The 23,709-nt window shown below is 61.8% G+C and carries 21 protein-coding genes and 1 pseudogene; 17 read left to right on the top strand and 5 right to left on the bottom strand.

Annotated features, from left to right (window positions below; all coding sequences use genetic code 11):
• Positions 1 to 13 precede the first annotated feature (13 nt).
• The 4 genes and pseudogenes from L0977_RS11315 to L0977_RS11300 all read left to right on the top strand — a co-directional run bounded on the left by L0977_RS11315 (position 14) and on the right by L0977_RS11300 (position 3,248).
• Positions 14 to 328 (top strand): hypothetical protein, encoded by a 315-nt coding sequence (locus L0977_RS11315; RefSeq protein WP_234264969.1) that lies wholly within the window; start codon positions 14 to 16, stop codon positions 326 to 328.
• Between the two features lie 96 nt (positions 329 to 424).
• A pseudogene (locus tag L0977_RS11310) lies at positions 425 to 1,407 on the top strand (IS5 family transposase).
• Positions 1,408 to 1,674: 267 nt separating this feature from the next.
• Positions 1,675 to 2,337, top strand: coding sequence for a hypothetical protein (locus L0977_RS11305; RefSeq protein ID WP_234264967.1), 663 nt, complete (start codon positions 1,675 to 1,677; stop codon positions 2,335 to 2,337).
• A gap of 446 nt (positions 2,338 to 2,783) precedes the next feature.
• Positions 2,784 to 3,248: a DUF2846 domain-containing protein gene (locus L0977_RS11300; protein WP_234264966.1), complete on the top strand. Its 465-nt coding sequence runs from the start codon at positions 2,784 to 2,786 to the stop codon at positions 3,246 to 3,248.
• A 288-nt stretch (positions 3,249 to 3,536) separates the two neighbouring features.
• Here L0977_RS11300 and L0977_RS11295 read toward each other — a convergent pair whose 3' ends face one another.
• From L0977_RS11295 to L0977_RS11285, 3 genes are all read right to left on the bottom strand, one after another.
• Positions 3,537 to 4,184 carry a Crp/Fnr family transcriptional regulator gene (locus L0977_RS11295; RefSeq protein WP_234264965.1) on the bottom strand — a complete coding sequence of 216 codons (648 nt, stop codon included), beginning with the start codon at positions 4,182 to 4,184 and terminating at the stop codon, positions 3,537 to 3,539.
• Between the two features lie 270 nt (positions 4,185 to 4,454).
• On the bottom strand, positions 4,455 to 5,864 hold the full coding sequence (ccoG, locus tag L0977_RS11290; RefSeq protein WP_234264964.1) for a cytochrome c oxidase accessory protein CcoG: 1,410 nt from the start codon (positions 5,862 to 5,864) through the stop codon (positions 4,455 to 4,457).
• A gap of 13 nt (positions 5,865 to 5,877) precedes the next feature.
• Positions 5,878 to 6,552 (bottom strand): hypothetical protein, encoded by a 675-nt coding sequence (locus tag L0977_RS11285; RefSeq protein WP_234264963.1) that lies wholly within the window; start codon positions 6,550 to 6,552, stop codon positions 5,878 to 5,880.
• 142 nt (positions 6,553 to 6,694) lie between these two features.
• On the opposite strand from L0977_RS11285, the gene L0977_RS11280 reads away from it, so the two are divergent.
• The 5 genes from L0977_RS11280 to L0977_RS11260 all read left to right on the top strand — a co-directional run bounded on the left by L0977_RS11280 (position 6,695) and on the right by L0977_RS11260 (position 11,405).
• Complete coding sequence (locus L0977_RS11280) at positions 6,695 to 7,069, top strand: CidA/LrgA family protein (protein ID WP_234264962.1); 375 nt, start codon at positions 6,695 to 6,697, stop codon at positions 7,067 to 7,069.
• On the top strand, positions 7,062 to 7,736 hold the full coding sequence (locus L0977_RS11275; protein ID WP_234264961.1) for an LrgB family protein: 675 nt from the start codon (positions 7,062 to 7,064) through the stop codon (positions 7,734 to 7,736). Before L0977_RS11280 ends, L0977_RS11275 begins: the two co-directional genes overlap by 8 nt.
• A 63-nt stretch (positions 7,737 to 7,799) precedes the next feature.
• Positions 7,800 to 9,242: an aminotransferase-like domain-containing protein gene (locus L0977_RS11270; protein WP_234265051.1), complete on the top strand. Its 1,443-nt coding sequence runs from the start codon at positions 7,800 to 7,802 to the stop codon at positions 9,240 to 9,242.
• A gap of 290 nt (positions 9,243 to 9,532) precedes the next feature.
• Positions 9,533 to 10,042 carry a DUF4124 domain-containing protein gene (locus tag L0977_RS11265; protein WP_234264960.1) on the top strand — a complete coding sequence of 170 codons (510 nt, stop codon included), beginning with the start codon at positions 9,533 to 9,535 and terminating at the stop codon, positions 10,040 to 10,042.
• Positions 10,043 to 10,250: 208 nt separating this feature from the next.
• Entirely contained in the window at positions 10,251 to 11,405 is a 1,155-nt protein-coding gene (locus L0977_RS11260; protein ID WP_234264959.1) for a tyrosine-type recombinase/integrase, read from the top strand.
• Positions 11,406 to 11,631: 226 nt separating this feature from the next.
• On the opposite strand, the gene L0977_RS11255 is transcribed toward L0977_RS11260, so the two are convergent.
• Both L0977_RS11255 and L0977_RS11250 read right to left on the bottom strand, forming a co-directional pair.
• A complete protein-coding gene (locus tag L0977_RS11255) occupies positions 11,632 to 11,838 on the bottom strand; it encodes a hypothetical protein (protein WP_234264958.1) in 207 nt (68 codons plus the stop codon).
• Complete coding sequence (locus tag L0977_RS11250) at positions 11,835 to 12,173, bottom strand: hypothetical protein (protein ID WP_234264957.1); 339 nt, start codon at positions 12,171 to 12,173, stop codon at positions 11,835 to 11,837. Before L0977_RS11250 ends, L0977_RS11255 begins: the two co-directional genes overlap by 4 nt.
• 1,037 nt (positions 12,174 to 13,210) lie before the next feature.
• On the opposite strand from L0977_RS11250, the gene L0977_RS11245 reads away from it, so the two are divergent.
• The 8 genes from L0977_RS11245 (at position 13,211) to L0977_RS11210 (ending at position 23,698) form a co-directional block, all read left to right on the top strand.
• A complete protein-coding gene (locus tag L0977_RS11245) occupies positions 13,211 to 14,095 on the top strand; it encodes a hypothetical protein (RefSeq protein WP_234264956.1) in 885 nt (294 codons plus the stop codon).
• Between the two features lie 768 nt (positions 14,096 to 14,863).
• The gene (locus L0977_RS11240) at positions 14,864 to 15,055 is read left to right on the top strand and encodes a CopG family transcriptional regulator (RefSeq protein WP_234264955.1); all 192 of its coding nucleotides are present in this window, start codon (positions 14,864 to 14,866) and stop codon (positions 15,053 to 15,055) included.
• A 70-nt stretch (positions 15,056 to 15,125) separates the two neighbouring features.
• Positions 15,126 to 16,631 (top strand): DNA cytosine methyltransferase, encoded by a 1,506-nt coding sequence (locus tag L0977_RS11235; RefSeq protein WP_234264954.1) that lies wholly within the window; start codon positions 15,126 to 15,128, stop codon positions 16,629 to 16,631.
• Positions 16,597 to 18,273: an McrB family protein gene (locus tag L0977_RS11230; RefSeq protein ID WP_234264953.1), complete on the top strand. Its 1,677-nt coding sequence runs from the start codon at positions 16,597 to 16,599 to the stop codon at positions 18,271 to 18,273. The genes L0977_RS11235 and L0977_RS11230 overlap by 35 nt, the downstream gene beginning before the upstream one ends.
• A 3-nt stretch (positions 18,274 to 18,276) precedes the next feature.
• Positions 18,277 to 19,938, top strand: a complete 1,662-nt coding sequence (locus tag L0977_RS11225) for a DUF2357 domain-containing protein (RefSeq protein ID WP_234264952.1) — start codon at positions 18,277 to 18,279, stop codon at positions 19,936 to 19,938.
• Entirely contained in the window at positions 19,939 to 20,421 is a 483-nt protein-coding gene (locus L0977_RS11220; protein ID WP_234264951.1) for a very short patch repair endonuclease, read from the top strand.
• A complete protein-coding gene (locus L0977_RS11215) occupies positions 20,418 to 22,178 on the top strand; it encodes an ATP-dependent nuclease (protein ID WP_234264950.1) in 1,761 nt (586 codons plus the stop codon). The genes L0977_RS11220 and L0977_RS11215 overlap by 4 nt, the downstream gene beginning before the upstream one ends.
• Complete coding sequence (locus tag L0977_RS11210; protein WP_234264949.1) at positions 22,175 to 23,698, top strand: UvrD-helicase domain-containing protein; 1,524 nt, start codon at positions 22,175 to 22,177, stop codon at positions 23,696 to 23,698. The genes L0977_RS11215 and L0977_RS11210 overlap by 4 nt, the downstream gene beginning before the upstream one ends.
• The last annotated feature ends 11 nt before the right edge of the window (positions 23,699 to 23,709 follow it).

Here is a 23,709-nt window from a genome sequence, read left to right as displayed (position 1 = left end):
CATAAATATATCAATGGATAAATACATTGTTGGCTTGCAAAATGAATCTCAGAGAAAGGTTGAATCCGAGATTGCCTTTTCATTGTTTCGCAATGAGTTGAATTTATTAAACAAAAATAATAAATCCCAACAAAGCGTCGCACTTGGCGGGCTGGCAGATGATGGGAGGTGGTCAGTTTATTTTGAGAATGAACTGTGGGTAGTGTGTGTGGGGGAACGAGGTCATGGGTACAATCCGTCGTTCTTTTTTAGCATTTGGGATGCATTGAATTATTTGGGATATTCGTTGGGCGGGGCTATGTATAGAAAAATTTCTGCTGCCATATAACTCTTGGCGAGTCGTCTCCTATTTTTTTGGTTCGGCATATCTAAGGAAGGTCTGCACAACGTCGGCGCCCGAGCCGCTATGTGAGACAGTGACGTCATGAAGCAAATGAGCCTGGGCGAGAGCGGTTTCGAGCGCAAGACCAAGCGAACGCGCAAGCGCGAGTTCCTGGACGAGATGAACCTGGTGGTGCCGTGGGCCGAGCTGGTGTCGCTGATTGCACCGCACGCACAGGCCCCCGGCGCCAAGGGCGGACGCCCGCCGTTTGCCGTTGAGACCATGCTGCGCATTCACTTCTTGCAGCAGTGGTTCAACCTCTCGGACCCGGCGATGGAAGAGGCGCTGTACGACATGGCGCTGTTTCGTGAGTTTGTGAGCCTGGATGCCGGGGAAGACAGTCTGCCCGACGAGAGCACGATTCTTCGGTTCCGCCACCTGCTCGAAGCCCACAGCCTGAGCTTGCAGATCCTGGCCACCGTCAACGCCACGCTGGCGGCCAAGGGCCTGCTCTTGAAGAGCGGCACAGTGGTCGATGCCACGCTCATTGCCGCGCCGAGTTCGACCAAGAACAGCAGCGGCGAACGCGACCCGAGATGCACCAGACCAAGAAGGGCAACCAATGGCACTTTGGGATGAAGGCCCATATCGGCGTGGATGCGGACTTGAGCCTTGTGCACACGGTGGTGGGCACAGCGGCCAACGTCAACGACGTGACGCAGGCGCATGCGCTGGTGCACGGAGAAGAAACCGATGTGCTGGCCGACGCGAGCTACCAGGGCGTGGACAAGCGAGTGGAGACCCAAGGCATCGACGTCAACTGGCTCGTGGCCATGCGACCGGGCAAGCGCAAGGCGCTGGACAAGAGCACGGCGATGGGCGCGATCATGGACAAACTGGAGCAGGCCAAGGCACGCATGCGGGCCAAAGTTGAACACCCGTTTCGGGTGATCAAGCGCCAGTTCGGGCACATGAAGGTGCGCTACCGGGGTCTGGCCAAGAACACGGCGCAGTTGCACACGCTGTTTGCGCTGTCCAATCTGTGGATGGTGCGGCGCACGTTGCTGCAAAAGGTGCGGGGATGAGTGCGTCCAAATGCGGCCAGAGGGCCGTGAATCGGGGCGAAATCGGCCTTCAAACCGGCCTTGCAGCTCTGAAATCGCTGCCATCCGAAATCAAGTGCATCAACTCACGCCTCTGCGGGTGTTGTGCAGACCTTCCCTAGCTGTACTTGATCTCGACCAAATAGGAAAGACGAGGGGGTTGAGATCGAACTGGCGGTGATGCAGCATTAATTGGTCGGCGCTGGTTTAATGATATTTTTGTGCGATTTTGAAACAGATGAACTGATTATGAAAAATTCACTGAGCCTTATTTTTTTGTTGAGTCTCGTTTCGGGTTGTGCCATGACTGTGGTCGAAGAGCCAATCCCCGAGGAAATGCTGATCCAAGATGCGGAATTGTCTCGTGCGCCGATACCAGAAAAACAGGCATTGATTGAGTTTACAACAAATGTGAGCATTCCTGTTGCAATTGCCGTGGCGAATAATGATGCAGAATGCTCTTTCAGAAAGTTGAAGCCGGTTGGTGTGGCTGCAAAATCATTTGATCCCGGTAAGCCCGAGAGCAGCAGTGGTCTTGATGGGAATCGGCGTTACCTAAAAGGGGTTGGCAACATGAAGGTTGCCGTGCGCCCGATAGCTCCAGAAAAAGTTTATTTTTATGTGGATGCAGATGAAGAGGTAATCATCTCGGCTCGAGCGCAAATGAGTGAATCAAACGGATATTATTCTCGCAGCCTATCTTGCGGGCCGCTTGTAACACGGTTTCTTCCAAAGGCAGGTCAACAATATCATCTTCAATTTCTGGGCGCGGGTCGCGATTGCTCTGTTTTGCTGCAAAAGGCAGGCTCGGGGAATGAGGCGGATTCTGTCGATAATTATTCGGTATGGAGTTGTGGTGGTGGCAAGGCTTCATCACCTATAACCAGGCCTCTGAATGCTGGCGGTCGGTGAATTGATCCCTCCGAGACATCTTGGGCAATACACCTGCCACCGCTGCCAGAGCTGCTACTCTCATCAATCTTGCGGGTGGTTGGGAAGCTCTCAGAGAGCAGGTCAATATTGATCTACTGGGTATAAAACCCAATGAAAACAAGAAATAATTCCAAAGCGCAGACAGTTGGCTTGTCAGTATGGGGGATACTTACTGCAATGACGCTGTTGCTATGTTTTTTGATCGGATCAATCGCCCTGTCGCCGAGGCGATACCGAGTGGCCTGATGAGGAAGGGTGAAATGTAGTATTTTTTGGTTCCGATGGTTCGGAATTTTGATAGGACGGTGCGGCACTCGAAGTGCAACACCCTTCCATCCAAATGACTATTCGCCGCCCACTCAGCCGGAATCTGTTTTGTCCCCGCGCACCACTGCGTATTTTTTCATCCAACAGGAGAACTCACCATGACCCTCACCGCTGTCACACCCCGCATCACCCTGGCCGCCTTGTTGCTGGCGTCGGCCGCTTTGACCGGCTGCGCCTCGGTCAACCTGGCTGATGCCAAAGAAGACGCACAGCGCAAGACTTTTGCTGCGCCAGCGGCCGACAAGGCAGGCATTTACATCTACCGAAACGAGACTTTCGGCGCGGCCATCAAGATGCCGGTGGTGCTTGATGGCCAGTTGATCGGTGAGACGGCTTCCAAGACCTATTTCTACAAAGAGGTCACGCCTGGCAAGCACACGGTGGAATCGCTGACCGAAGGCAAGGAGAACAAGCTGGAAGTGGAAACCAAAGGCGGCACGCTGACCTACATCTGGCAGGAAGTGAAGATGGGTATGTGGGCCGCTGCGTCGAAGCTGCATCTGGTCGGTGCAGAAGAGGGGCAAAAGGGTGTGAGCGAGAGCCAGTTGGCCACACCACGCTGAGTTTGCTGGCGGATACTGGCGGTGCTGCTGATGGTCACGCTCACGCTCAGCAGCACCGGGCAGGCCATTGCGCAGGCGAGCAACCTGATCACCGGCAGCAACGGCCGCCCCTTCACCGGCTACCGCGCCGACGGCACCTGCGTGCAGGCCGGGCGCATCGGCGTCTGGGAAGCTGGTGTCACTCACGTCCCCGATAACGCCCCACCAACCATCTGTATTTGGTGTGGAACAAGGCGTCGATGCGCAACCCTCGCCTGGGTCCGCGTGCGTGATTTCTCCTCGGCCTGTTCAGCCTCCGCGGCGCAAGCGGCTGATGAGGCTCCAGTCGACCTGTACAAACGACTTGCTTGCCGTGCGTCGGAGGGCGCCTTCCCTGAAAAGCCGCGCGACCACACGGCTGGCCGTGGCGTGGTTGATGTCAAGAATGTCGGCCATGTCGTTGCGACTGGGCAGCCAGTACGCGTCTGCCTTTTCTGGGTGCAGCTTTCTAAGATGTTCCAGGAGAAGAATCACCTTCTCGGTGGCCTGCGCACGGTGCAGATCGACCTTGAACCTGGCCGCGTCCTGCAGCGGAGTTGCGGCGGCGGCATGGACCCGGCGCATCATGAAGGCGCACAGCGAGGGGTCTGGCGCCAGCGATGGTGCAATCACCTCCACCAGCGCGTCGGTACAGGCTCTGGCGTCAAAGGTCCTGGGTTGTTTCAAGAAAGTCTCGTGACCCAGGACTGCGCCCTGTCCCAAGAAATGGAGGATGCACCTTTCGCCTCTTTCATTCACACTTTCCAGGCAGACGATTCCCGCCCGAATCCAGTACAGCTCGGTGGACCTGTCTCCCTGCTGGTAGAGGTAGCCGCAGGCAGGCAACGGGTGCCGCTTTGAACCGAGGAACTGGTGCTCCTCGCGCGAGAGAGCGTTCAGGGGCAGTAGGGCGCTCATCGACGGGGCAAGAAGGGGGAGTCGGTCATCGGCATCGGGATACCGCGGCGTTGGCGAAGTCAACCCGGTGTGCGGTGGCGACTTCAAAGGCGCTGGGACCTCCCGCCCTATTTCTTTTTGTTTTTCTGATCTTGGTCGTAGTGCCATTTGATGGAGAAGAACATTCCCGTGCCGAACACGAGAACCTTGAACGCGATGAAGACGATGGGAACCCATTCCATTTTGATTTCCTGAAGGTTGACTTGCTGACCACACAACACGGCCGCCGGCCTATCGCGGCACCAGGAAGGTGGATGACTCGTTCACTTCCGCTGTGCCCGCCTGCTGGGGCGTGGTCACCAGGAACCGGATGTGCACCACCTCGCCCGCGTGCTGTGCCGCCTCAGCGGCAGGCATTCGAACGGTCGCGGTGAGGGTGGTGGCTTGCGCTGGGCCTAGCCGGGCCGTGATCGGCGTACGTAGGGCCACCAGATTCGACGGCGCCACATCCACCACCACCGTCCGGGTGTGGTCCGACGCGTTCATCAGTTGCAGCGTGTAGACATTTTCCACCGCCCCCTGTTCCACCTGCCGCGTCATGATCGAACGGTCCCGGATGATGTTCATCCGTACCTCCGGGCGGTGGGCAAACGCGGTGATGGTCGCGGCGATGGCCAGAGACAGTAGGCTGGCGTAGACCCCGACCCGGGTGCGCAGCACCCGCTGCAGGAAAGCGCGCTGCTTGCTGGCCGCACCACCCAGCTCATGCAGCGATGCCATGCGGATCAGTCCTTTGGGCGCCTGGACCTTTCTCATCACGTCGTCACAGGCGTCGATACACAGGCCGCAGCCGATGCAGGCCGCCTGCAGCCCCTGGCGGATGTCGATGCCGGTAGGGCAGACCTGCACGCACAGGGTGCAGTCGATGCAGTGGCCGTCGCTGGCTTTTCGGTGGTCTTCTGCCACACGCCCACGGCGGGGTTCCCCGCGCCGGTGATCGTAGGCCACGTTCAGGGTGCGTTCGTCCATCAGTGCCCCCTGGAACCGTCCGTAGGGGCACATGTGCAGGCAGACCTTCTCGCGCACCAGGCCAGCGTTCAGGTAGGTGAGCAGGCCGTAAAACAGGATCCAGAAAGTGGTCCACGGCCCGACGGACAGGGACAGCACGTCGGCGGCCAGCGGACGGATCGCGGTGAAGTAGCCCACAAAGGTGAAGCCGGTCCACAAACCGAACAACGCCCACGCCAGGTGTTTGCCTCCGCGGCGCAGCAGCTTCTCTGGCCCCCAGCCGACGGTGTCCAGTCGCTTGCGGTTCTGGTGGCTGCCTTCGAAGTTGTTCTCGATCCACATGAAGATCGAGGTGTAGACCGTCTGGGGACAGGCAAAGCCACACCAGACGCGCCCCACCACGGCGGTGGCGAAGAACAGCAGCAACGCGCTGATGACGAGCAGGGCCGCCAGGTAGATCAGGTCTTGCGGAAACAGTACCGCGCCGAACAGGTAGAAGCGTTTGCCTTCCAGATCAAACAGCGCGGCTTGCCGGGCGTTCCAGCTCAGCCAGGGAACGCCGTAGAAGGCGATCTGCGTCAGCCAGACAAAGGCCCAGCGCCAGCGGGCGAACGGGCCGTTCACCGCGCGGGCATGAATTTTCTCGCCAGCGATCCAGGGGTTCTCGTGTTGAATGGGGACGACCTTGTGCAAGGGGACCTCGTGGTCAGTTCGTTGATCGGCTGAGGGCGGCACCCAGGCCTTGCTGCAAAGCCCGGTTCGCGTCGGCCAGCGTTTGCCAGAGCGACCTGTCGCCCAGCCATTCGTCCGCGCGCAGGAAAACCTGGCGGAACGACACGGTTCCGCAGGCCGCCTGTTGCCACAACTCGTGGGGGTCGCCAGCTTGGACCGTGACATCGTTCTCTTCCGAGCGGACCAGCAGCAGGTCGTCCACGCGGTCGTTCACCTGCACGGGTAGCAGCAGATAAAAGCCTGCCCACTGGAGGTTGGGCACACCGACCAGACGACCGTTGAGACGCCAGCCCAGGTCCGCAGGCATAGCCGTCAGGCAAGGGCATTCCATCGCCGAGGCGCCGCCCATTGCACCGTCCAACAGTTCCGGCAGCACCAACTCGCGCAAACCCACGTTGTCGCTGCGCAGCAGCGCTTCCACCACCAGCCGTTGCGAGCGAAACAGCCACTGGTCCGGGTAAGGCAGGTCGCGCAACCATTGCCGTGCGGCAGGGTCTTGAAAGAGGTCCTGCAGCGTTCCACCGTGTCCGCCCAGGTCGATGGGGACGCCCACCCGCAGATAGCCAGCGCTGGCGATGGCGGTCAGACGCTCTGCGGCGTTTTGCCCCAGGCGTCGTGCAGTCGTGAGGGATTCGGTTTCAAGCGGCATGCGCCGATGGTGGCGCGGGACCGTCTGATGCGCAGGATGCAGATCACTGGAAAAATCACCGTATCAGAAGCGGGCTGATCCCCTCGGATAAGCCCGCTTCTGATACGACCCTGATCCTGAAATCGGGCGGACACTGCAGCAGATGCAGCGTGCAATCTCCCTTCTTCTTGGCCTGATGGTGTTGGTGGCGCTGCTGCGCCTGGGCGACGCAGTGTCCCGCAGGTTCGGTCTGCCGGTGCCGGGCAGCTTTTTGGGGTTCCTGTACCTGTTGTCGGTGCTGAGCTTCATGCGGGAGATTCCCCGAGCATTGACCAGCGCCTCTGCCTGGCTGTTGAACCACCTGACTCTGTTCCTGCTGCCATCGCTGGTGGCGGCCGCTGTGGGGTTGCGCCTGGTGGCCGACGCGGCGGTCTTGCTGGTGGTGTCCGGCTCGCTGGTGACCGTGCTGATGGCGCTTGGGTGCGGCACGGTCGTGTCGGTGTTGACGCGCCGCTGGGCGGATACCGGGGATGATTGAAATGGCGGGGGCGCTGCTCCTGGCTTTGGCGAGCTACTGGGTGGCGCGGGCGGTGTTTCGCTTCAGCGGACGCCATGTGCTGGCCTTGCCGGTGTTCGGGGCATTGGTACTCGTACTGGGGGGGCTTTCTGTGTTCGGCCTCGACGCGGCCACGTTTGTCGCCCACACGCAAGTGCTGAAACAGGCCATGGACCTGGCGGTGGTGTGTATGGCCGTGCCGTTGCATCAGGCGTGCCGCCGCATGGGCGCACTTCTGATTCCGCTGTGGCTGGGTTTGCTGGTGGCGTCTGCCCTGTCGGTCGGCGGAGTGTTGTTCGCGGGGTGGTGCCTGAGCGCCCCCTGGGACGTGACGGCGGCGGTGACCCCCAAGGCCGCCACGATGCCGGTGGCCCTGTCGCTGGTGTCCGGCGACGCGGCCCACCAGGCGCTGACCGTGGCTGCGGTGTTCCTGACCGGGCTCTGCGGCGCCCTGCTCACGCCGCTGGTCTTGCGGCACACAAGGGTCTCAGACGAGCGGATACACGCCTTTGTGCTGGGCGTGAGCGGACACGCCATTGGCCTGGTGCGGGCGCAGGCCTTGGACCCGGCGTACCTGGACCTGGCGGTGGCCGGCATGTGCGGCAACGCGCTGGTCACCGCACTGCTGTGTGGCTTCTTTCTGCCCTGAGCCATGAGCTACCGTCCTGTGCACGTCATACCATTGAGGCTTCCTCTGGAGGTCCTCGAAGACATGTCGTCCGGCTCATTGACGCTCTACCAGCAACTGGCTGAGGATCTGGCGGCCAGCATCCGCTCCGGGGTGCTGCGGCCCGGGGATCGACTGCCGTCGGTGCGCGAGCTGCGGCGCCAGCGGGGTGTCAGTCCGTCCACCATCTTCCAGGCCTATGTACAACTGGAATCGCAGGGCCTGGTCGAGGCTCGGGTGCGCTCGGGCTATTTCGTGCGGGCGCGGCGGCCACTCACGGGTCGGCCCCCGGAGGCCGCACAACCCAGTGGGCAGGTGACGCCGGTGGCCATCAGCGAACTGGTGTTTGAGCTGCTGGGGTCCACGCGCGATGTGGACGTGGTGCCGCTGGGCTCGGCCTTCCCGGCGCCCGGGCTGTTTCCTTTCGACGCGTTGGCACGCAGCGGCGCGCGGGCCATGCGGCGGCTGGGCCCGGCGCAGATTTCGGGTGCGCTCACCGCGGGCGACGAAACCTTGAGGGCCCAGGTAGGGCGGCGCTACGCGCTCAACGGCGTGTCGCTGCGGCCCGACGAGCTCATCGTGACCAACGGGGCCATGGAGGCCCTCAACCTCTGCCTGCAGGCGGTGACCCAGCCCGGTGACGTGGTGGTGGTCGAGTCACCCACGTTCTATGCGGCGCTCCAGGCGCTGGAGCGGCTGCACCTGAAGGCGGTCGAGGTCGAGACCGACCCGGTCGAGGGTGTCCGCCTGGAGGCGCTCGAAGCCTTGCTGCAGCGGCAGAAGGTAGCGGCTTGCTGGTTCATGCCGACTTTCCAGAACCCGCTGGGCGCGCTGATGCCCAGCGCCAAAAAGCAGGAGCTGGTGCAGTTGCTGGCGCGCCACGGAGTGCCGCTGATCGAGGACGACGTCTACGCCGAGCTGCACTTCGGTGCGCGCCGGCCCCTGCCCGCCAAGGCCTTCGACCAGGAGGGGCTGGTGCTGCACTGCTCGTCGTTCTCCAAATCGCTGGCGCCCGGCTACCGGGTGGGCTGGGCGGCGGCCGGGCGTTATGCCCGGGACGTGGAGCGGCTGAAGATGATGACCTCGCTGGCCTCGCCGATCCCGTCCCAGCTGGCGGTGGCGGAGTACCTGGTGCAAGGCGGGTTTGACCGCCACCTGCGCCACCTGCGTGAAGCGCTCAAGACCCAGCACACGGCGGCACGGGCGCTGATCGAACGCAGCTTTCCCAAGGGCACGCGGATGACCGAACCCCAGGGGGGTTACTTCGTGTGGCTGGAATTGCCACCAGGCGTCGATGCGTTGGCCCTTCACCACCAGGCCATGGCGCAGTCCATCAGCACCGCACCCGGGGTGCTGTTCTCGGCCGACCGGCGTTTCACCCGGCACCTTCGTCTGAACGTCGGCCACCCGGTCGACCCACAAGTTCGGTCTGCGTTGAAGTTGCTGAGCGCGCTGGCCAGGGATCACAGTGCTGCTGGCGGTGCCTGAAATGGAGCCGCAAACCATGACGGCGCCCATGGCTCAACACACGGTGCACGGGTCTGTTGTGGCTGCGGATACATCCATCACATCGGCGCCATCGTCCACGCTTCCCGGGTAAAAGGGCATGGGGCAGCGGGCGCTGACCTGGTAACTCCGCTGTCTGGCGACGCAGGGCAGGGCGATGGTCACGCCGTTGCGGCCATCCATCGGAACACCCTGGCTTTTTGAGCCGTTGGCGGGGTCGGGTGCGATCGTGGGATCACCTCTGCGATAGAGTGGGTTCAAGGAGAGAAGAAATGAACCTGCGATGCCTCTTGATCGTGACCGTTGGCCTGGCGAGCGGCTATGCCAGTGCCCAGGTTTACCGCTGCCCAGATGCCAAGACAGGCCAGGTCGCCTACAGCGACCAGCCCTGTTCGCACGGCACTCAGATTCTCAAGGAGCGCTCGCCCGAGCAGCAACAGATGGACGCCGAGCGCGCGGCTGTGGCTCAGGAGCGCTTCCAGCTCCAGCAGGAGCGGCGGGCGATGCAGGAGCGGCCTCAGGTCATCGTGGTGCCGCCGTCCCCAGGCGTGCCGACGTCAGAAGCCAAGCCCATCAATCGTTATGAATGCGACAAGGCCCAGCGCGAGCTGGCGCTGGCATCCAGCATCCGCACCTTGTCCGAATACGACAAGCGTATGCGCGTGAATGCCGCGATTGGCAGGTCCAACGTGGCTTGTGGCACCGACTTGCCGCTGATGCAGGAGCCGCCAAAGATCATCAATGTCCAGCGCAATCACACCACGGTCATCATCAAAAAGTGACCGGGGCAGGTTTGAGCGGAGGGGGCGGCTGATTCGAGGTGCCAAGATGGCCTGCCCGGAGGGACTCGAACCCCCGACCTGCTGCTTAGAAGGCTATAAAAATAACAAAACTAGATCGTTGATTTTAATATAAAAAAGTCCTTCATTTTCAGGCGTAGGGACACTGGAGGGACAGTCCGCATTGTAGAATTTCGGCCAGGAGCACTCCATGGCCGTGATCACAAAGCGCAAAACTGACAACGGTGAACGGTGGCAGGCAAAGGTCCGTCGAAAGGGCTGGCCACCAGCCTCAAAGACGTTTGATCGCAAGGCGGACGCTGAGGCGTGGGCAAGGGCTGTCGAGCGGGAAATGGACGTGGGCGCGTTTGTCCAGCGCGATGACGCCGAGCGAACCACTTTTCGTGAAGCAGCCGAGCGCTACAAGCGCGAGGTACTACCCACCAAACGGGCGCAGGTTCAACCACGATATATGTTGGATCGGCTTTGTGAGCGGTTCGGTCGGTACTCCCTGGCCAGCATCTCGCCGGCCATGCTGGCGGAGTACCGTGACGAGCGGCTGAAGGTCGTGAGTCCGCAAACGGTAGTCCACGAGCTGGGTCTCATCACTCGGGTCCTCAAGGCCTGCCAACTGGATTGGGGGATCGCACTGCCCCAGGGCATCCCGACGACCTTGGTGCGCAAGCCCAGGGTGTCCAACGCTCGGGAAAGGCGGCTGGAAGGTCAGGAAGAGTCGCAATTGCTCGAATCCCTTGCCGGCAAAACCTACCCTCGTGCAGCTGTCATTCTTGCCTTAGAGACGGCAGCACGGCAATCGGAGTTGATCAGCATGACCTGGGCCGACGTGGATCTCAGGCGGCGCGTGGCGCGGCTTCGCGGTGTCGGGGGCAGGGAAACGAAGAGCGGCGATGATTTCAGGGATGTGCCCTTATCGACTCGCGCACTGGAAGTACTGTCCAGCCTTCCACGTCCCATTGACGGTGGGCGTGTCTTTCCAATCAGTCAGAACGCGCTTCGGCTGTCGTGGGATCGCGCACTGGTCAGCGCACGCAGGGCGCATCTGCACCGGCTGCTCGTGAAAAAGCTGGAGGCCGAAGGGATCGACGGAGATCGAGAGGTCAGGGCGTTGATCTTCAAGAAGCGCCAGCCACTGGCCAGGACTGTCCAGCTCCTGGCCGAACTGGAGAAAAAGGACAGGATGCTGATGGATCTGCATTTTCACGACCTTCGGCATGAGGCTACCAGCCGCCTGGCCGAGAAGCTGCAAATGCACGAGCTAATGAAAGTCACGGGCCACAAGTCCAGTTCAATGCTCTCACGTTATTACCACCCGCGGGCCGAAGACTTGGCATCTAAGCTGGGCTGAACAACGAAGAAAGGCCTGCTGGCGTGTGGGCGTCAGCAGGCAGGGTTCAAGGCTCCGAGAGGTGGGTGGAGGTCAGGCAGGCGTGAAGTGCATGTGCACTGCTTGGGCAGCCGTTGAGCTGAGATCACATTCACACATGTATGGTGTGCAAACGTTAAGAAGCGCAGATTCGGTCGGGCAGGGCGGTCCCGTGCCCTGTCTGTCGGTTCGTATCACGGGTGCGAGTTCAGTCTTCGTCCTGCGCCCGAAGCTGGCCGAGTTTGATGGCCAGCACGGCCTGCATGGACCGCTCAATCGCTGCCATTGAGGCCCAGCCCGCAGCAAAAAAGGCATCCACGTCGCCGGACTCCAGGCAGTTCTTCATGTCCTGCACGCCAAGCTGGGCACGGTCCACGTCCAGCTCAAATTCCAGCTTCAAACCACCGGGCTTCATGCGCTGGCCTCCAGACGCTTTTCCAAGTCTGCGACCTTGCGCTCGAGGTCTGCGATGCGCTTCGAGGAAGTGCTATCGCTGATGCCAGGATTTTGGAGGGCGTGCCAGCCCAGCCAGCCCAGCAGGCAGAACATCAGAAATACGGCAGCGTAGAACTCTAGCATGACAGGCTCCTTCAAGTTTTCAATTTTTGAGAGTAGGCGGCTTCTTCTGCGGCCGACTTCCGGCCCCTCGGCAATGGGGGGGCAAAGCGCTTCCTGGCGCGGGAAATCGCATTCGGCGTATAGCCAGTTTTTGCTGGATTTCCATTTTATCATTAGTTCTTGAATTTGCAAGAGATTTTGTGGTAATACCGGGTCATTTTTGAGGTGATCTGATTCGTATCGGCGGTACGAAATTAAAGCGCTCGGCACCAGGCGCGTACTGGCAATACGAGTGTAGCGAGTGAGTCGAATTCGAGGGCGTGCAGCCCCTCTAAGTTCGCCCGGAATCCGGGCGGTGTTGGCCTGCCAAGGAAGCCGTTCGCGGGCAGTCTATTAGATTTTCTACCGCCTCATTCGTGCCGTGGACAGCAGTGCGGATTATCTTCATTCTTGACTTCGCTTTGATTTGAGAAATCTCGGAATTGCCACAGCTCCGTGGTGCCGCAACTCCGGGAGAGATTTTCCAATTCTGGTAATTGACAGCATCCGCGCGAGCGCGGAATGGCATGAACTGTTCGGTCGAATAGACCGGACTATTCATGCCGGGTGCTGCTTATTAATTGAAAGATTAGCGCACACGTGGGTGCCGCCGAAGGCGGGGCAAGGGCGTCCAGCCCGCAGCCCCTGGCGCTTTCAAGCGACAGGCAGGGGGGAGCCGCCAGGTGGCCCCGGGCCGCGAACGCGCTCCCTGCGAGCGAAGCGAAGACAGGGACAAGGCCCGGCAGGGCCGCAGCCGGTGAGGGCGCCCCAGCGCCCGACACCTGGTGGGGGGCGAAGCCCCGCGCCCCCGACCACGACGTGGTCCGGGCAACCGGGTTACAGGATGGCCGAAGGCCAGGTCGAAGACCCGCAGGAGCGCAAAGCGCGACGAAGTCCGGCGTAAGCCGGTTGCCCGGACCGCGCAGCGGGCCTCGAAGAGGTGGCCCATAGGGCCATCGGGGGCGCCTGAAACATCAGGCATCCGCGCCCTAGCGCGGAAGGGCGTCGGTGCGGCGTCCAGCCGTATGCAGCCAAGGGCTGCAAGACGATCGGTGCCGGTCCAACACGAGGAACACTCAAACGATAAAGGAGGGTTTTGCCGAGCAAGGGGGAAGCACAGTCAAAATCGTATTGCTTTTATTCCGTACAGGTGTGTATAGAATTTGCTATGTAATGGTATGGAATAAGTGATGGATAAAGCAACCAAAAATCAGACGGCTGCGGAGCTGCGGCAGGCGAGGCTCGCGGCGAAGTTTGGCGCGGGCGGTGGTTCGGTGCGTGGAGTCCAGCTCATGTCCAAAAACCCCGCGACAGTGCTGAAGTCGGGAGGGCAAAACCCCCGCAGCCGTGGTCGAGAGAAGCTCAACCATACGTTGCTTTGGCTGGCTACCTTCGTCCGATCCAACGAGTCGATCATCCTCAAGCGGCTCGGGGTAAAGGGTCGTGGGTACATGAAGCGGCTCGAAGAAATGGAGCTGGTACAGGCCGTCGCATGTGGAACACGCGGTGGTCAGCTCTGGGTCTTGACCAGGGCAGGATTGACAATGGCACAAGGAATCTGGCAAAAGGAATTCGAGCATTACCCTGACAGGCCCGAGCGGCTCAGTCAAGCCACGTTGCGTCATGATCTGGCTGTTCAGCACATCGTTGCTGAATTAATGGCAACCGGGGAAGCTGTTGCTTTCCAGTACGCGTCTATGCTGGGAAAGCGAAGCCCTGAAATCTGGGTTCCAGATGCACTCATTAAGACAAGTGCTGGGCAGTGGATCGGATTGGAGTATGAGCGAACCCCAAAATATGGAGAGGAGTTATTGGTTAAGCTAAATAGAATTGTGAGGCATATCAATCAGAAGCAGCATGCCGGCATTAACATTAGCGTTCGATGGTACAGTCACCAACATGGCCCTTTAGGTGATTACCTGAAATTGATGCAGGGTGGAATTCCATCAAGGCGATATTATGAGAATCTAAGGGAATGGCGGGAGGACCCGGAGGAGTCGGAAGTTGTTTCCCTGAATAACCAGGCTTGGGTTGAATTTGTTCCGATGGAACGAGACCTGGCGAAGTACATGTAAAGTGCTTGCCCCAAAGTTGATGGAAAACGGGTTGCGCCAGCGCTGTGCGTAACGATTTGCAACTTTTTTCTGTCAAAGCTGATTGAAAAAGAGATGCGGCAGGGCCTTTGGCGGGCGGTTCTATGAAAACTGCGCGAAAGTTCAAAGAAAAAACACGGCAAAGTTCATAGAACCGGGCGGTTCAATGAACTTTCAAAGAAAAAGCTCGTGAAAGTTCATTGAAAAACGGGAACGAGTCGAATAGCCTTGTTGTTCAAGGCGCGACCACCGGGCTGACAGGCCGGCGCGTGGGCCGCGCACTGGAGGTATGGCTTCCAGCATGACGTCCGGAACCCGGACGAGCAAGGCCGGGCGGTCGGCGCCCGGATGGTTCGGATCACTCCCTCCGGTCGTGGTCGCCGCCTGGTGCTCGGCGTCGATCAGGGATCGAATGTGCTTCGTTTTTCCAGTGCGAAACCGCGTTCGGTTACCTGCTCTGTCTAGGTGCGCTGCGTGTGAGGGCTGGCCAATGGCCGCAACTCCAAAAGGTAGAGAAAACAACGGATAGCTAGTAAACCGTCAGTTTTACAACCATAGCTGGGCAACAGAACAAAGGTCAACGAGGCCAACAAGCACTACCTGACCGGCCACGTCGACCTGTTCCTCGGGCAGCCGGCGGCGACCGCCGCGGCTTGGGGGTCAGGCCCCTCCATCGGGGGTTGGTACTATTGCATTTGCACCGCTGTGGTGTAATGTGGTGCAAGTTTCCCAGACAACAGGCAGCGCCCCATGGCACTCACCGCGAAACAGCACGCCCCGGCAAAGGAAGGCACCCGCGCATCGGTGACCTTCCCCGCCGATCTCTACGCCGAGCTGGAACGGATCGCTGAAGAGAAAAAGGTGTCCGTCGCCTGGGTCGTCCGCGACGCCGTCGAGAAATACGTCGAGGCGCAGTACCCGCTTTTCCGCCGTCAGCAGTGAAGGCGGCCATGCTGAACCCGAAGAAGTCCCGCCCCATGACCAGCAACCCAGTACAGGAAGGTGCAGCCCTGTGAGCAAGACCGCACGCGCCATTAGCCAGAAGATCGCCCGCCTGCAGGGGGGGGGCAAGCCCCGGGTGCTCGATCTGTTCGCCGGCTGCGGCGGAATTTCGCTCGGGTTCTCGGCCGCAGGCTTCAGCATCGCAGGTGCCGTCGAGTTCGACCCTGAGGCCGCCGCCTCCCACGGCCGCAACTTCCACGGCGGCGACGCCGCGCACTCGCAGGCCCGCGACATCACGAAGACCAGCCCGGACCAGCTTGCAAAGGACCTGCAGGTCGGTCCGACCGCGGATGCGTTCGACGTGCTCGTCGGCGGCCCGCCCTGTCAGGCTTTCGCCCGCGTCGGTCGCCCCAAGCTGCGCGAAGTGGACAACCACGCCGAAGCGTTCAAGCACGACCCGCGTGCCCAGCTCTACATCGACTATCTGCGTTACGTCGAAGCCTTTGCGCCGCTGGCCGTCGTGGTCGAAAACGTCCCCGACGTGCTGAACCACGGCGGGCAGAACATCGCCGAAGAGATCGCTGAAGTCCTGGAGAGCAAGGGTTATATCTGCCGCTACACGCTGCTGAACGCCGCCTTCTATGGCGTGCCGCAGATGCGCGAGCGGATGATCCTGATCGCCTACCGGCGCGAGATCGCCGACGCGGTCACGTTCCCTGAGCCGACGCACTTCATCGACCTGCCGCCAGGCTATGAAGGCACACGGTCGGTCGCGCTCAAGTTCCTCGATAGTGAGATCGCCGACGACGCGCACCACTACATCCACGCGCCAAAGGCCACGCGCTCGCTGCCGCCGGCCATCACTGCGGAAGATGCACTCGGCGATCTGCCGGCCATCGACGCACGTAAACTGCTGAAAAGCGGTGAGCTGCGCCGCGGCGCCCGGCGCTTCGACGTGCCCATGCCCTATGGCAGGGAACCCCATACGCCCTATGCCAGGCTGATGCGGACATGGCCGGGCTTCGAGGCCCCGCCGGCCCTGACCGACCACGTCATCCGCTATCTGCCGCGCGATTACCCGCTCTTCGCGCGCATGAACCCGGGCGACCAGTATCCCCAGGCCTATGAACACGCCATGGCGATGTTCGAGCAGCACCTTGCCGACCTCGCGAAGCAGGGGGTGAAGGTCAAACCCGGCTCACAGAAATACGAGGACATCAAGGCCTCGATCGTGCCGCCCTACGACGTGGGCAAGTTCCCGAACAAGTGGCGCAAGATGTGGCGCGACCAGCCGGCACGCACGCTCATGGCGCACCTCGGCAAGGACAGCTACAGCCACATTCACTACGACAGTAAACAGGCCCGCACGATCTCCGTGCGTGAGGCCGCGCGGCTGCACTCGTTCCCCGACGGCTTCCTGTTCAGCGGCACGATGAACCCGGCGTTCCGGCAGATCGGCAATGCCGTCCCGCCGCTGCTGGCGAAAGCCGTCGCGACGCAGATCATGAAGACACTCAAACAATTGGACAGGGAGACGGCGGATGAACCTCGTCGAGCGGCAGCAGCGGTTTCTTGAAGCTGCGCAGAAGCATTTCGGGACCTCGAAGGCAGTCCGCCCGCGCGAGCTGTTCGGCGTCTCCAATAGCGCCAAGATCGTCGAAGGCGGCATCCAGCTCGGCGTCGTCAATCTCGACAACGTCAAGGACGACACCGAAGCACTGATCTTCGGCTGCGTCATGCGCTTCCCGCCTGAGGACGAGGTTTACTTCGCGGTCCTGGTGCGCAAGGATAAGGCCAGCTTCCTGGCCCGCCTCACCGAAATGAAGAAGCTCGGCGCCGCCGCGAAGGCCGCTGGTGCCGAACCGGCCGATCTGCTGTCCGAGGGCGCCGACGAGGAAGCCGCCGAGGCACCGGGCGCGAACATCAAGTACAGCGCCCGCAACAACCTGGTCCCGATCTACCTCGCCCGCGACGGGCGGCTCTGGCTGCGCAATGCCAAGTTCTGGGACAGCCTCGCCTTCGACATGTCGCCCTTTGGCCCGGCGACGGAACCGGATGAAATCGTCGTCGCGCTCTACCCGCCGACCGCATCGGCGCGGCGCAGCCTGCTGGCGCGCGAGTTCATCGGCTGGCTTGGCAGCCTGGTCGGATCACAGAAGATCCACGAGCTGCCGGTATGGACCGATACGGCCACGTTGAGCCCGGCCATGCGCCGCATGCCGGAGAGCATCCCGGTCGCCGACATCGAAGCCGCCGTCAAGGCACTGGGCGGCCACTATCCGAACGGCGAAGTGAAACGCTTCCATGCCGCGCTGAATTTCCTGCCGCACAAGCATTTCGTGATCCTGTCGGGCCTGTCCGGCACCGGCAAGACGCAGCTGGCCCTGAAGTATGCGCGGGCCGTCCATGGCCTGAGCTCGAACACGGATGACGATCCGCTGATCTTCGAGTGTCCGGTGCGGCCGGAGTGGACCGACCCGACCGGGCTGACCGGCTATTTCGACGTGCTCACGAACCGCTACGTCGTGCCGACCTTCCTCGAAGCGGTTCTGGTCGCGACCGCGCACCGCGAGTCCCCGGTCTTCGTCATCCTCGACGAAATGAACCTGGCGCGCGTCGAGTATTACCTGTCCGACGTGCTGTCCTGCATGGAGACCGAAGGACGGCTGCAGCTGCACTCGAACAGCGTGCCGCTTGAAGGCACCACGGGTGCGAGCATCCGCGCCGAGCTACCGCTGCCCGCGAACCTGTTCATCATCGGCACCATCAACGTCGATGAGACGACGAACCCGGTCAGCGACAAGGTCCTCGACCGCGCGTCGGTGATCGATATGTCCGCGGTCGATGTGCCTGGCTTCCTGGCTTCGCTAGAAGCCCGTCATCCCGAGCTTAAGGACGCACGCGCCGCGTCCGAAGCGAAGCTCACCGAAGTCCATGGCCTGATGCAGCAGTATGGGCTCGGCTTCGGCTACCGGCTGATCGAAGAGTTCGTGCGCTATCACGCCTTCAATGCGAAATACCTCGGCAGCACGGCCGACGATGTCACCGACCAGCTGCTCGTCCAGAAGGTGCTGGTAAAGCTGCGTGGCGCCGAGCGTCAGCGCACGCTGCTGACGGGCCTGGACAAGGCCTGTGCGGGCCTGCCACGCGCCCAGGCTTTCGTGCAGAAGCTGCTGACCGATCTCGACGATTTCGGTTCCTTCCAAGCGATGCGGTGAACCGTGGCGGCGCTCTACATCCAGGCGGAAGGCGGCGGACCGGCATGGCAGGTCTGGCCTGTGCCGGATGCAGTGCCGCCCGGCACCGTGCGGGAAGGGGCGTCCTACCTCTTTGAACTGCGCGACAGCGACGATGCGCTGGCCGCCGATCTGCTGATCGACGATGCGCCGGTCGAGGCGCTGCGGTCGCGCGAGCCGCGCAAGGCCCGCTGGCGCTGGCAGCCTGGTTTTCATGCCGGCATGGTCGAGGCCGCGCTGCGCGTGCCGGGCATCGGGACGCGCCGCTTCGAGGTCACGACCGATCCCGACCTGCGCAAGCTCACGCGCGACGACTTCGACGCGATGGTGCGCGAAGTCCTCGAAGACACCTTCGCCCTCTTTTCGCTGAGCGCGTTTCGCAAGGGGATTGCCCGCCAGCCGGGCAACCGGCCGCCGCCGCTGGCCCGCCTTGAGTTTCTGCGGTCGCGGGCCGATGCGATCGTGGCGACGGTCGAAGCAATTGCCCGCGCACCGCGACACTACCTGCGCGCCGAAGACATCACGGTCCCGGCGCACCGTGCCACCCGCGCGACCGGGCCGGAGATCATCAGATCGTTCAGGTCCGGCGTAATCCGGACGGAGACCGTCACGCCATCACGCCTGCCCGCTGCCCTGAAAGGCAGGCTTCCGGCACACATAACGCTGCGCCAGCGCCGGAACAGCGTGGACATCCCCGAACACCGGCAGATCAAGGCCTGTCTGCGATCCTGGTCCGCATGGCTCGGCGGCGTCGCCGAGCTGCTGGCCAAAGCGGGCGCCACCGACGATCCCGAAATCGTCACAACGGCGGGCAGCTGGGCCGTGCGCGCCTGGCGCGTCGCGCGGCGTCTCAACGATGTCGCCGCGGCTGGCTTCATGAACGAAGTCGGCGAGGGGCCGGCGCTGCTGCGCATGTCCTCGCTGTTTCGCAACGACCCGCTCTATCAGCGCTTCTACCGGCTCTGGCAGGAGATGAATCTCGGGCTCGCCGCGCTGTTCGGCGACTTCCTGAACATGCCGCTGGCCCGGACTTATGAGCTGTACGAGCTGTGGTGCTTCCTGCGCCTGCTGCGCGCGGCCGTCGAGGAATACGGCGCAACGGGCGTTGACCTGAGCAACCTGTTCCTGGGCGAAGCCAGCGGCGGCGTGACGATTGCAGCCGGCGCCATCACGGTCCCGATCGGCGGCGACCGCGTGCTGTGCTTCCAGCGGCAGTACCGCGAATACTGGGTCGAGGACAGCCGCGAAGGCAGCTTCAGCCGGACGATGGTACCCGATGTCGTGCTGGCGGGCCGGGACCTGGGTGGCCCTGAACGGCGCGTGATCGTGCTCGATGCGAAATACCGAATCAATGACGGCCTCAACGATGCGCTGAACTCGATCCACACCTACCGCGACGCACTGGTTCAGGAAGTGGCCAGTGGACGGACTGAGGGCATCGTGACGGCGGCCTATCTGCTGACCCCGCATATGCCGGCGGGCCTGAAGACTGACTTCAAAGACACGCCGGTGCCGGGCCGGCTATTCCATCCCGAGTACCGCGAGAAGTTCCGCTTCGGCGCGGTGACGCTGCGGCCGGGCATGTCGGGTGAGGAGCTGCGGACCTGCCTGCAGACCATCGTGGCAGACGCGGGAGCGGGGGCGTGAATGGCGGACGTACTGACCCCGGCGCAACGGCAGCTCAACATGAGCCGCATCAGAGGCAAGGACACGAAGCCGGAGATGCTGATCCGACGCGGGCTGCATGCACGCGGGTTGCGCTACCGGCTGCATGATCGATCACTGCCTGGCCGGCCCGATTTAGTCTTTCCCAAGTACCACACGGCTGTATTCATTCACGGTTGCTTCTGGCACGCGCATGGCTGCGCGCTGTCGAAGCTGCCGGCCACCCGTGAGGACTTCTGGCAGACCAAGCTGGCGGCAAACGCTGCGCGTGACCGCAAGGCTGTCGATACGCTGTTGGCCGAAGGCTGGCGCGTGCTCGTTATCTGGGAATGTGCGCTGCGCGGCAGCGGACGTCTTCCTGAAGACGGCGTCCTTGACAGCGCAGCTTACTTTGTTCGGAATGGTGCACGCCCGGTTCTTGACATTGCCGGCCAGAAGAATGACCAAGGGAGAGCCCGGAAGTGACAACAGGCAGCCCCAGCGTACCCACCATCTACAAGCTGACCATCGAGCGCTTCCGCGGCATCAAGCACCTGTCGTGGCAGCCGACGCGCGGCGTCAACCTCATTCTCGGCGGTGGCGATGTCGGCAAGACGACGATCCTTGATGCAATCAGTCTGCTGTTGAGTCCGACGAACAGCGCGTCGGTGCTGGACAGCGACTACAACCTGCGCGATGAAGAAGCGGAATTCAGTATTGAAGCGGTGATGGCCTTGCCCTCTGGCGGTGGCATCAACCAGCTGACGAGGCTGTCCTGGCCATGGTGCTGGGATGGAGCGAATGCTGTCGTTCCCACGCACGACGAAAGCACCGCGCCTGCTGGCGAAGAGGTATACGTCTTGCGTGTTCGGGGCACGTCCGATCTCGAACTCAGCTACGAGATCGTGCAGCCCAGCGGAATGACTGAATCGCTGCCGGTCTCATTCCGTCGCGCGATTGGTTTAGTTCGCCTGAGCGGTGACGATCGCAACGACCGGGACCTGCGGCTCGTGCAGGGCTCCGCGCTCGATCGGCTGCTGACCGACAAGGGGCTGCGCTCGCGCATGGCAAGCAAGCTTGCCGAGAACGACGTGCGGAGCGAACTATCCGGCGACGCAAGCATAGCCCTCTGCGAGCTGGACAAGGCCTTCCGTGACCACAAGCTACCGAACGATCTCGACATCGCTGTCACCGGCGGGCAGGGTCCGTCAATCGCTTCTCTGGTCGGTCTGACGGCGAAGCGGGAAACGGTGCAGTTGCCACTGTCGAGCTGGGGGGCCGGGACAAGGCGACTGTCGGCGCTCGCCATCGCCGAGCAGATTCAGGGCGGCAATCCGATAACCGTTGTCGATGAAGTTGAGCGCGGCCTGGAGCCGTACCGGCAACGCACTCTGATGGCCAGACTGCAGGATGCCTCCTCGCAAGCGTTCATCACGACGCACAGCCCGGCCGCTATCTCCGCCGCGACCAAGGCATCGCTTTGGTATATGGACCAGGCGGGCAATCTGGGGCAACTCTTGGGAACGAAGGTCGCAAAGCTCCGCGCGGACGATCCAGATGCTTTTCTGGCCCGGCTAACCGTTGTCGCCGAAGGCGTCACCGAAGTCGGCTTTGCCAAGTCGCTGTTGATGCAGGCGCTGGGTTCGGAACTCCAGCCTCTGGGGTTTCACGTCGCTGACGGCGGCGGTCACGACACAACGATCGAACTGCTCAAGTCTTTGTCCAAAGCGGGGATGAAGTTCGGCGGATTTGCTGACGAGGAGGGAAGACATTCAGGCGGGTGGGATGAAGTGAAGGGGAGGCTTGGGCAACTGCTGTTTCGCTGGAAAGCGGGCGATATCGAGTCAAACATAGTGGACGCGCTCGCCGACGACAAGATCGAAGCCTTCATCACTGATCCCGAAGACGACAAGACCGGTCGCCGCCTGCGTTCTCTGGCGCTGCGCCTCAAGATTGAACAGAAGGACTTTGCCAGCATCAAGGCCAAGGCGGGAGCCGAACTCAAGCGGTTCATCAAAGAAGCTGCAGGAGGCAAAGTGCCGGAAGGTACGCCCGATGCAGAAAAGAAGGCGTATAGCAAGCATTCTCAGGAGTGGTTCAAGACGGAGCGCGGCGGCCGTGAGCTTGCTGAGAAGCTGTTCAGCCTGGGCGTGTGGCCCGCGCTCAAAACAGAGCTTCTGCCCCTCTGCAACGCCGTTCGTGGCGCAGCAAGCTTGCCGCCACTGGAAGATCTCCCATCTTGAGCGACGCTCGTGTCAGCGCAGCGATTCGCTCCGACGCTCCAATAGTCGTTGTGGAAGCGCCTGCGGGATGCGGCAAGACGCATCAGGGCGCGGACTATGCCAACGCGCTGTCCGGAGAACGCGATGCGCAACGCATGCTCATCCTGACGCATACGCATGCCGCATGTTCAGTCTTCGCCGGCCGCACCAAAGGAGCCGGCTCCCGTGTGGAAATCGCGACGATCGACAGCCTGATTGCCAGCATTGCCGGTGCGTATCACGCGGGCCTCGGCTTGCCGGCGGACACGGCAGCTTGGGTTCGTCAACGCAAGGATGGCTATGGCGAGCTTGCGCTGCGCGTGGCCGCGCTGCTCAAGCGACACCCAATGGTCGCGACTGCTGCAGCACGTCGCTACCCCGTCGTGCTGTGTGATGAACACCAGGACTCAAGCGGCGATCAGCATGCCATCGTGATGGCACTGGCCGCGCAGGGGTCGCGTGTGCGGATATTCGCCGACCCGATGCAGCGCATCTTTCCTGACAAGCCGGTCAAAGGAGCATCGCCACGGTACGACTGGAACGCGCTGACCGGTGCTGCACAGGCTTTCGAGCGGCTGGATTTTCCCCATCGCTGGAGTCGCGGTGGCTGCCCTGATCTTGGGGCGTGGACCCTCAAGGCGCGCGAGACGCTGAAGAACAACGGTCGCATCGATCTCAGGTCCGGGCTGCCGGACAGCGTTCAAGTCGTGGTCGCCGAAAACCAGTCGCAGGTCCGCATGGGCATCCAGCTGGCATCGATGCAGCGAAAGCCGATCGACGACTTTGAGAAGAGCCAGTCGTCGATGCTTGTCCTCACGCGCTACAACGACACCGCACGGGCAATCCGGGCCATGTTCATGCGTCGCCTGCCAATCTGGGAAGGACACACGCGGGATGGACTCGACCGGCTGGTTGCGGCTATTCGGGCTGGTACGGGCGATGCCGCGGCACTCGCCACAGCAGTTGTTGCATTCATGGACGAAGTCGGTAAGGGCTTCAGTCCTTCGGCCTTCGGCGATCGACTGATCCGCGAAGCCATGGAGGGCTGCACGAAGTCCACTTCCGGCAAGCCGGCTCTGATCCAGGAGCTTGCCCGATCGCTGACCGCCGAACCGGATCATCGCGGTGTGTCGAAGATGCTCCGGCGCGTGCGTGAGTTGAAAGAGCAGCAGGCAGCCTTTGGCGCCATTGAAATCGATTACGGCAAGGAGTTCTGGGAGGCTGTGCGGTTGGGTGACTACGAGAGCCCTGACATAGGGCTTGCCGAAATCGCGTACCGTCGCACTTACACTTGGCCAAGCCCGCCCGCTCGCGCTATCAGCACAATTCACAAGGCCAAGGGCCTCGAATGCGAAAGCGTGATTCTTCTCCCCGTCAACGCTGACACGTTTCCTGATAAAGAAAATGCGCGCTGCCTGCTATACGTCGCCCTGAGCCGCGCCACGCATAGGCTGCAGCTGGTGCTATCGCGCGCGAATCCAAGTCCGCTCTTCATAATTTAGAACGCCCACGC

Source organism: Hydrogenophaga sp. NFH-34 (assembly GCF_021401345.1).
GTDB lineage: Bacteria > Pseudomonadota > Gammaproteobacteria > Burkholderiales > Burkholderiaceae_C > Hydrogenophaga > Hydrogenophaga electricum.
This window is presented reverse-complemented; position numbering and strand designations above follow the sequence as displayed.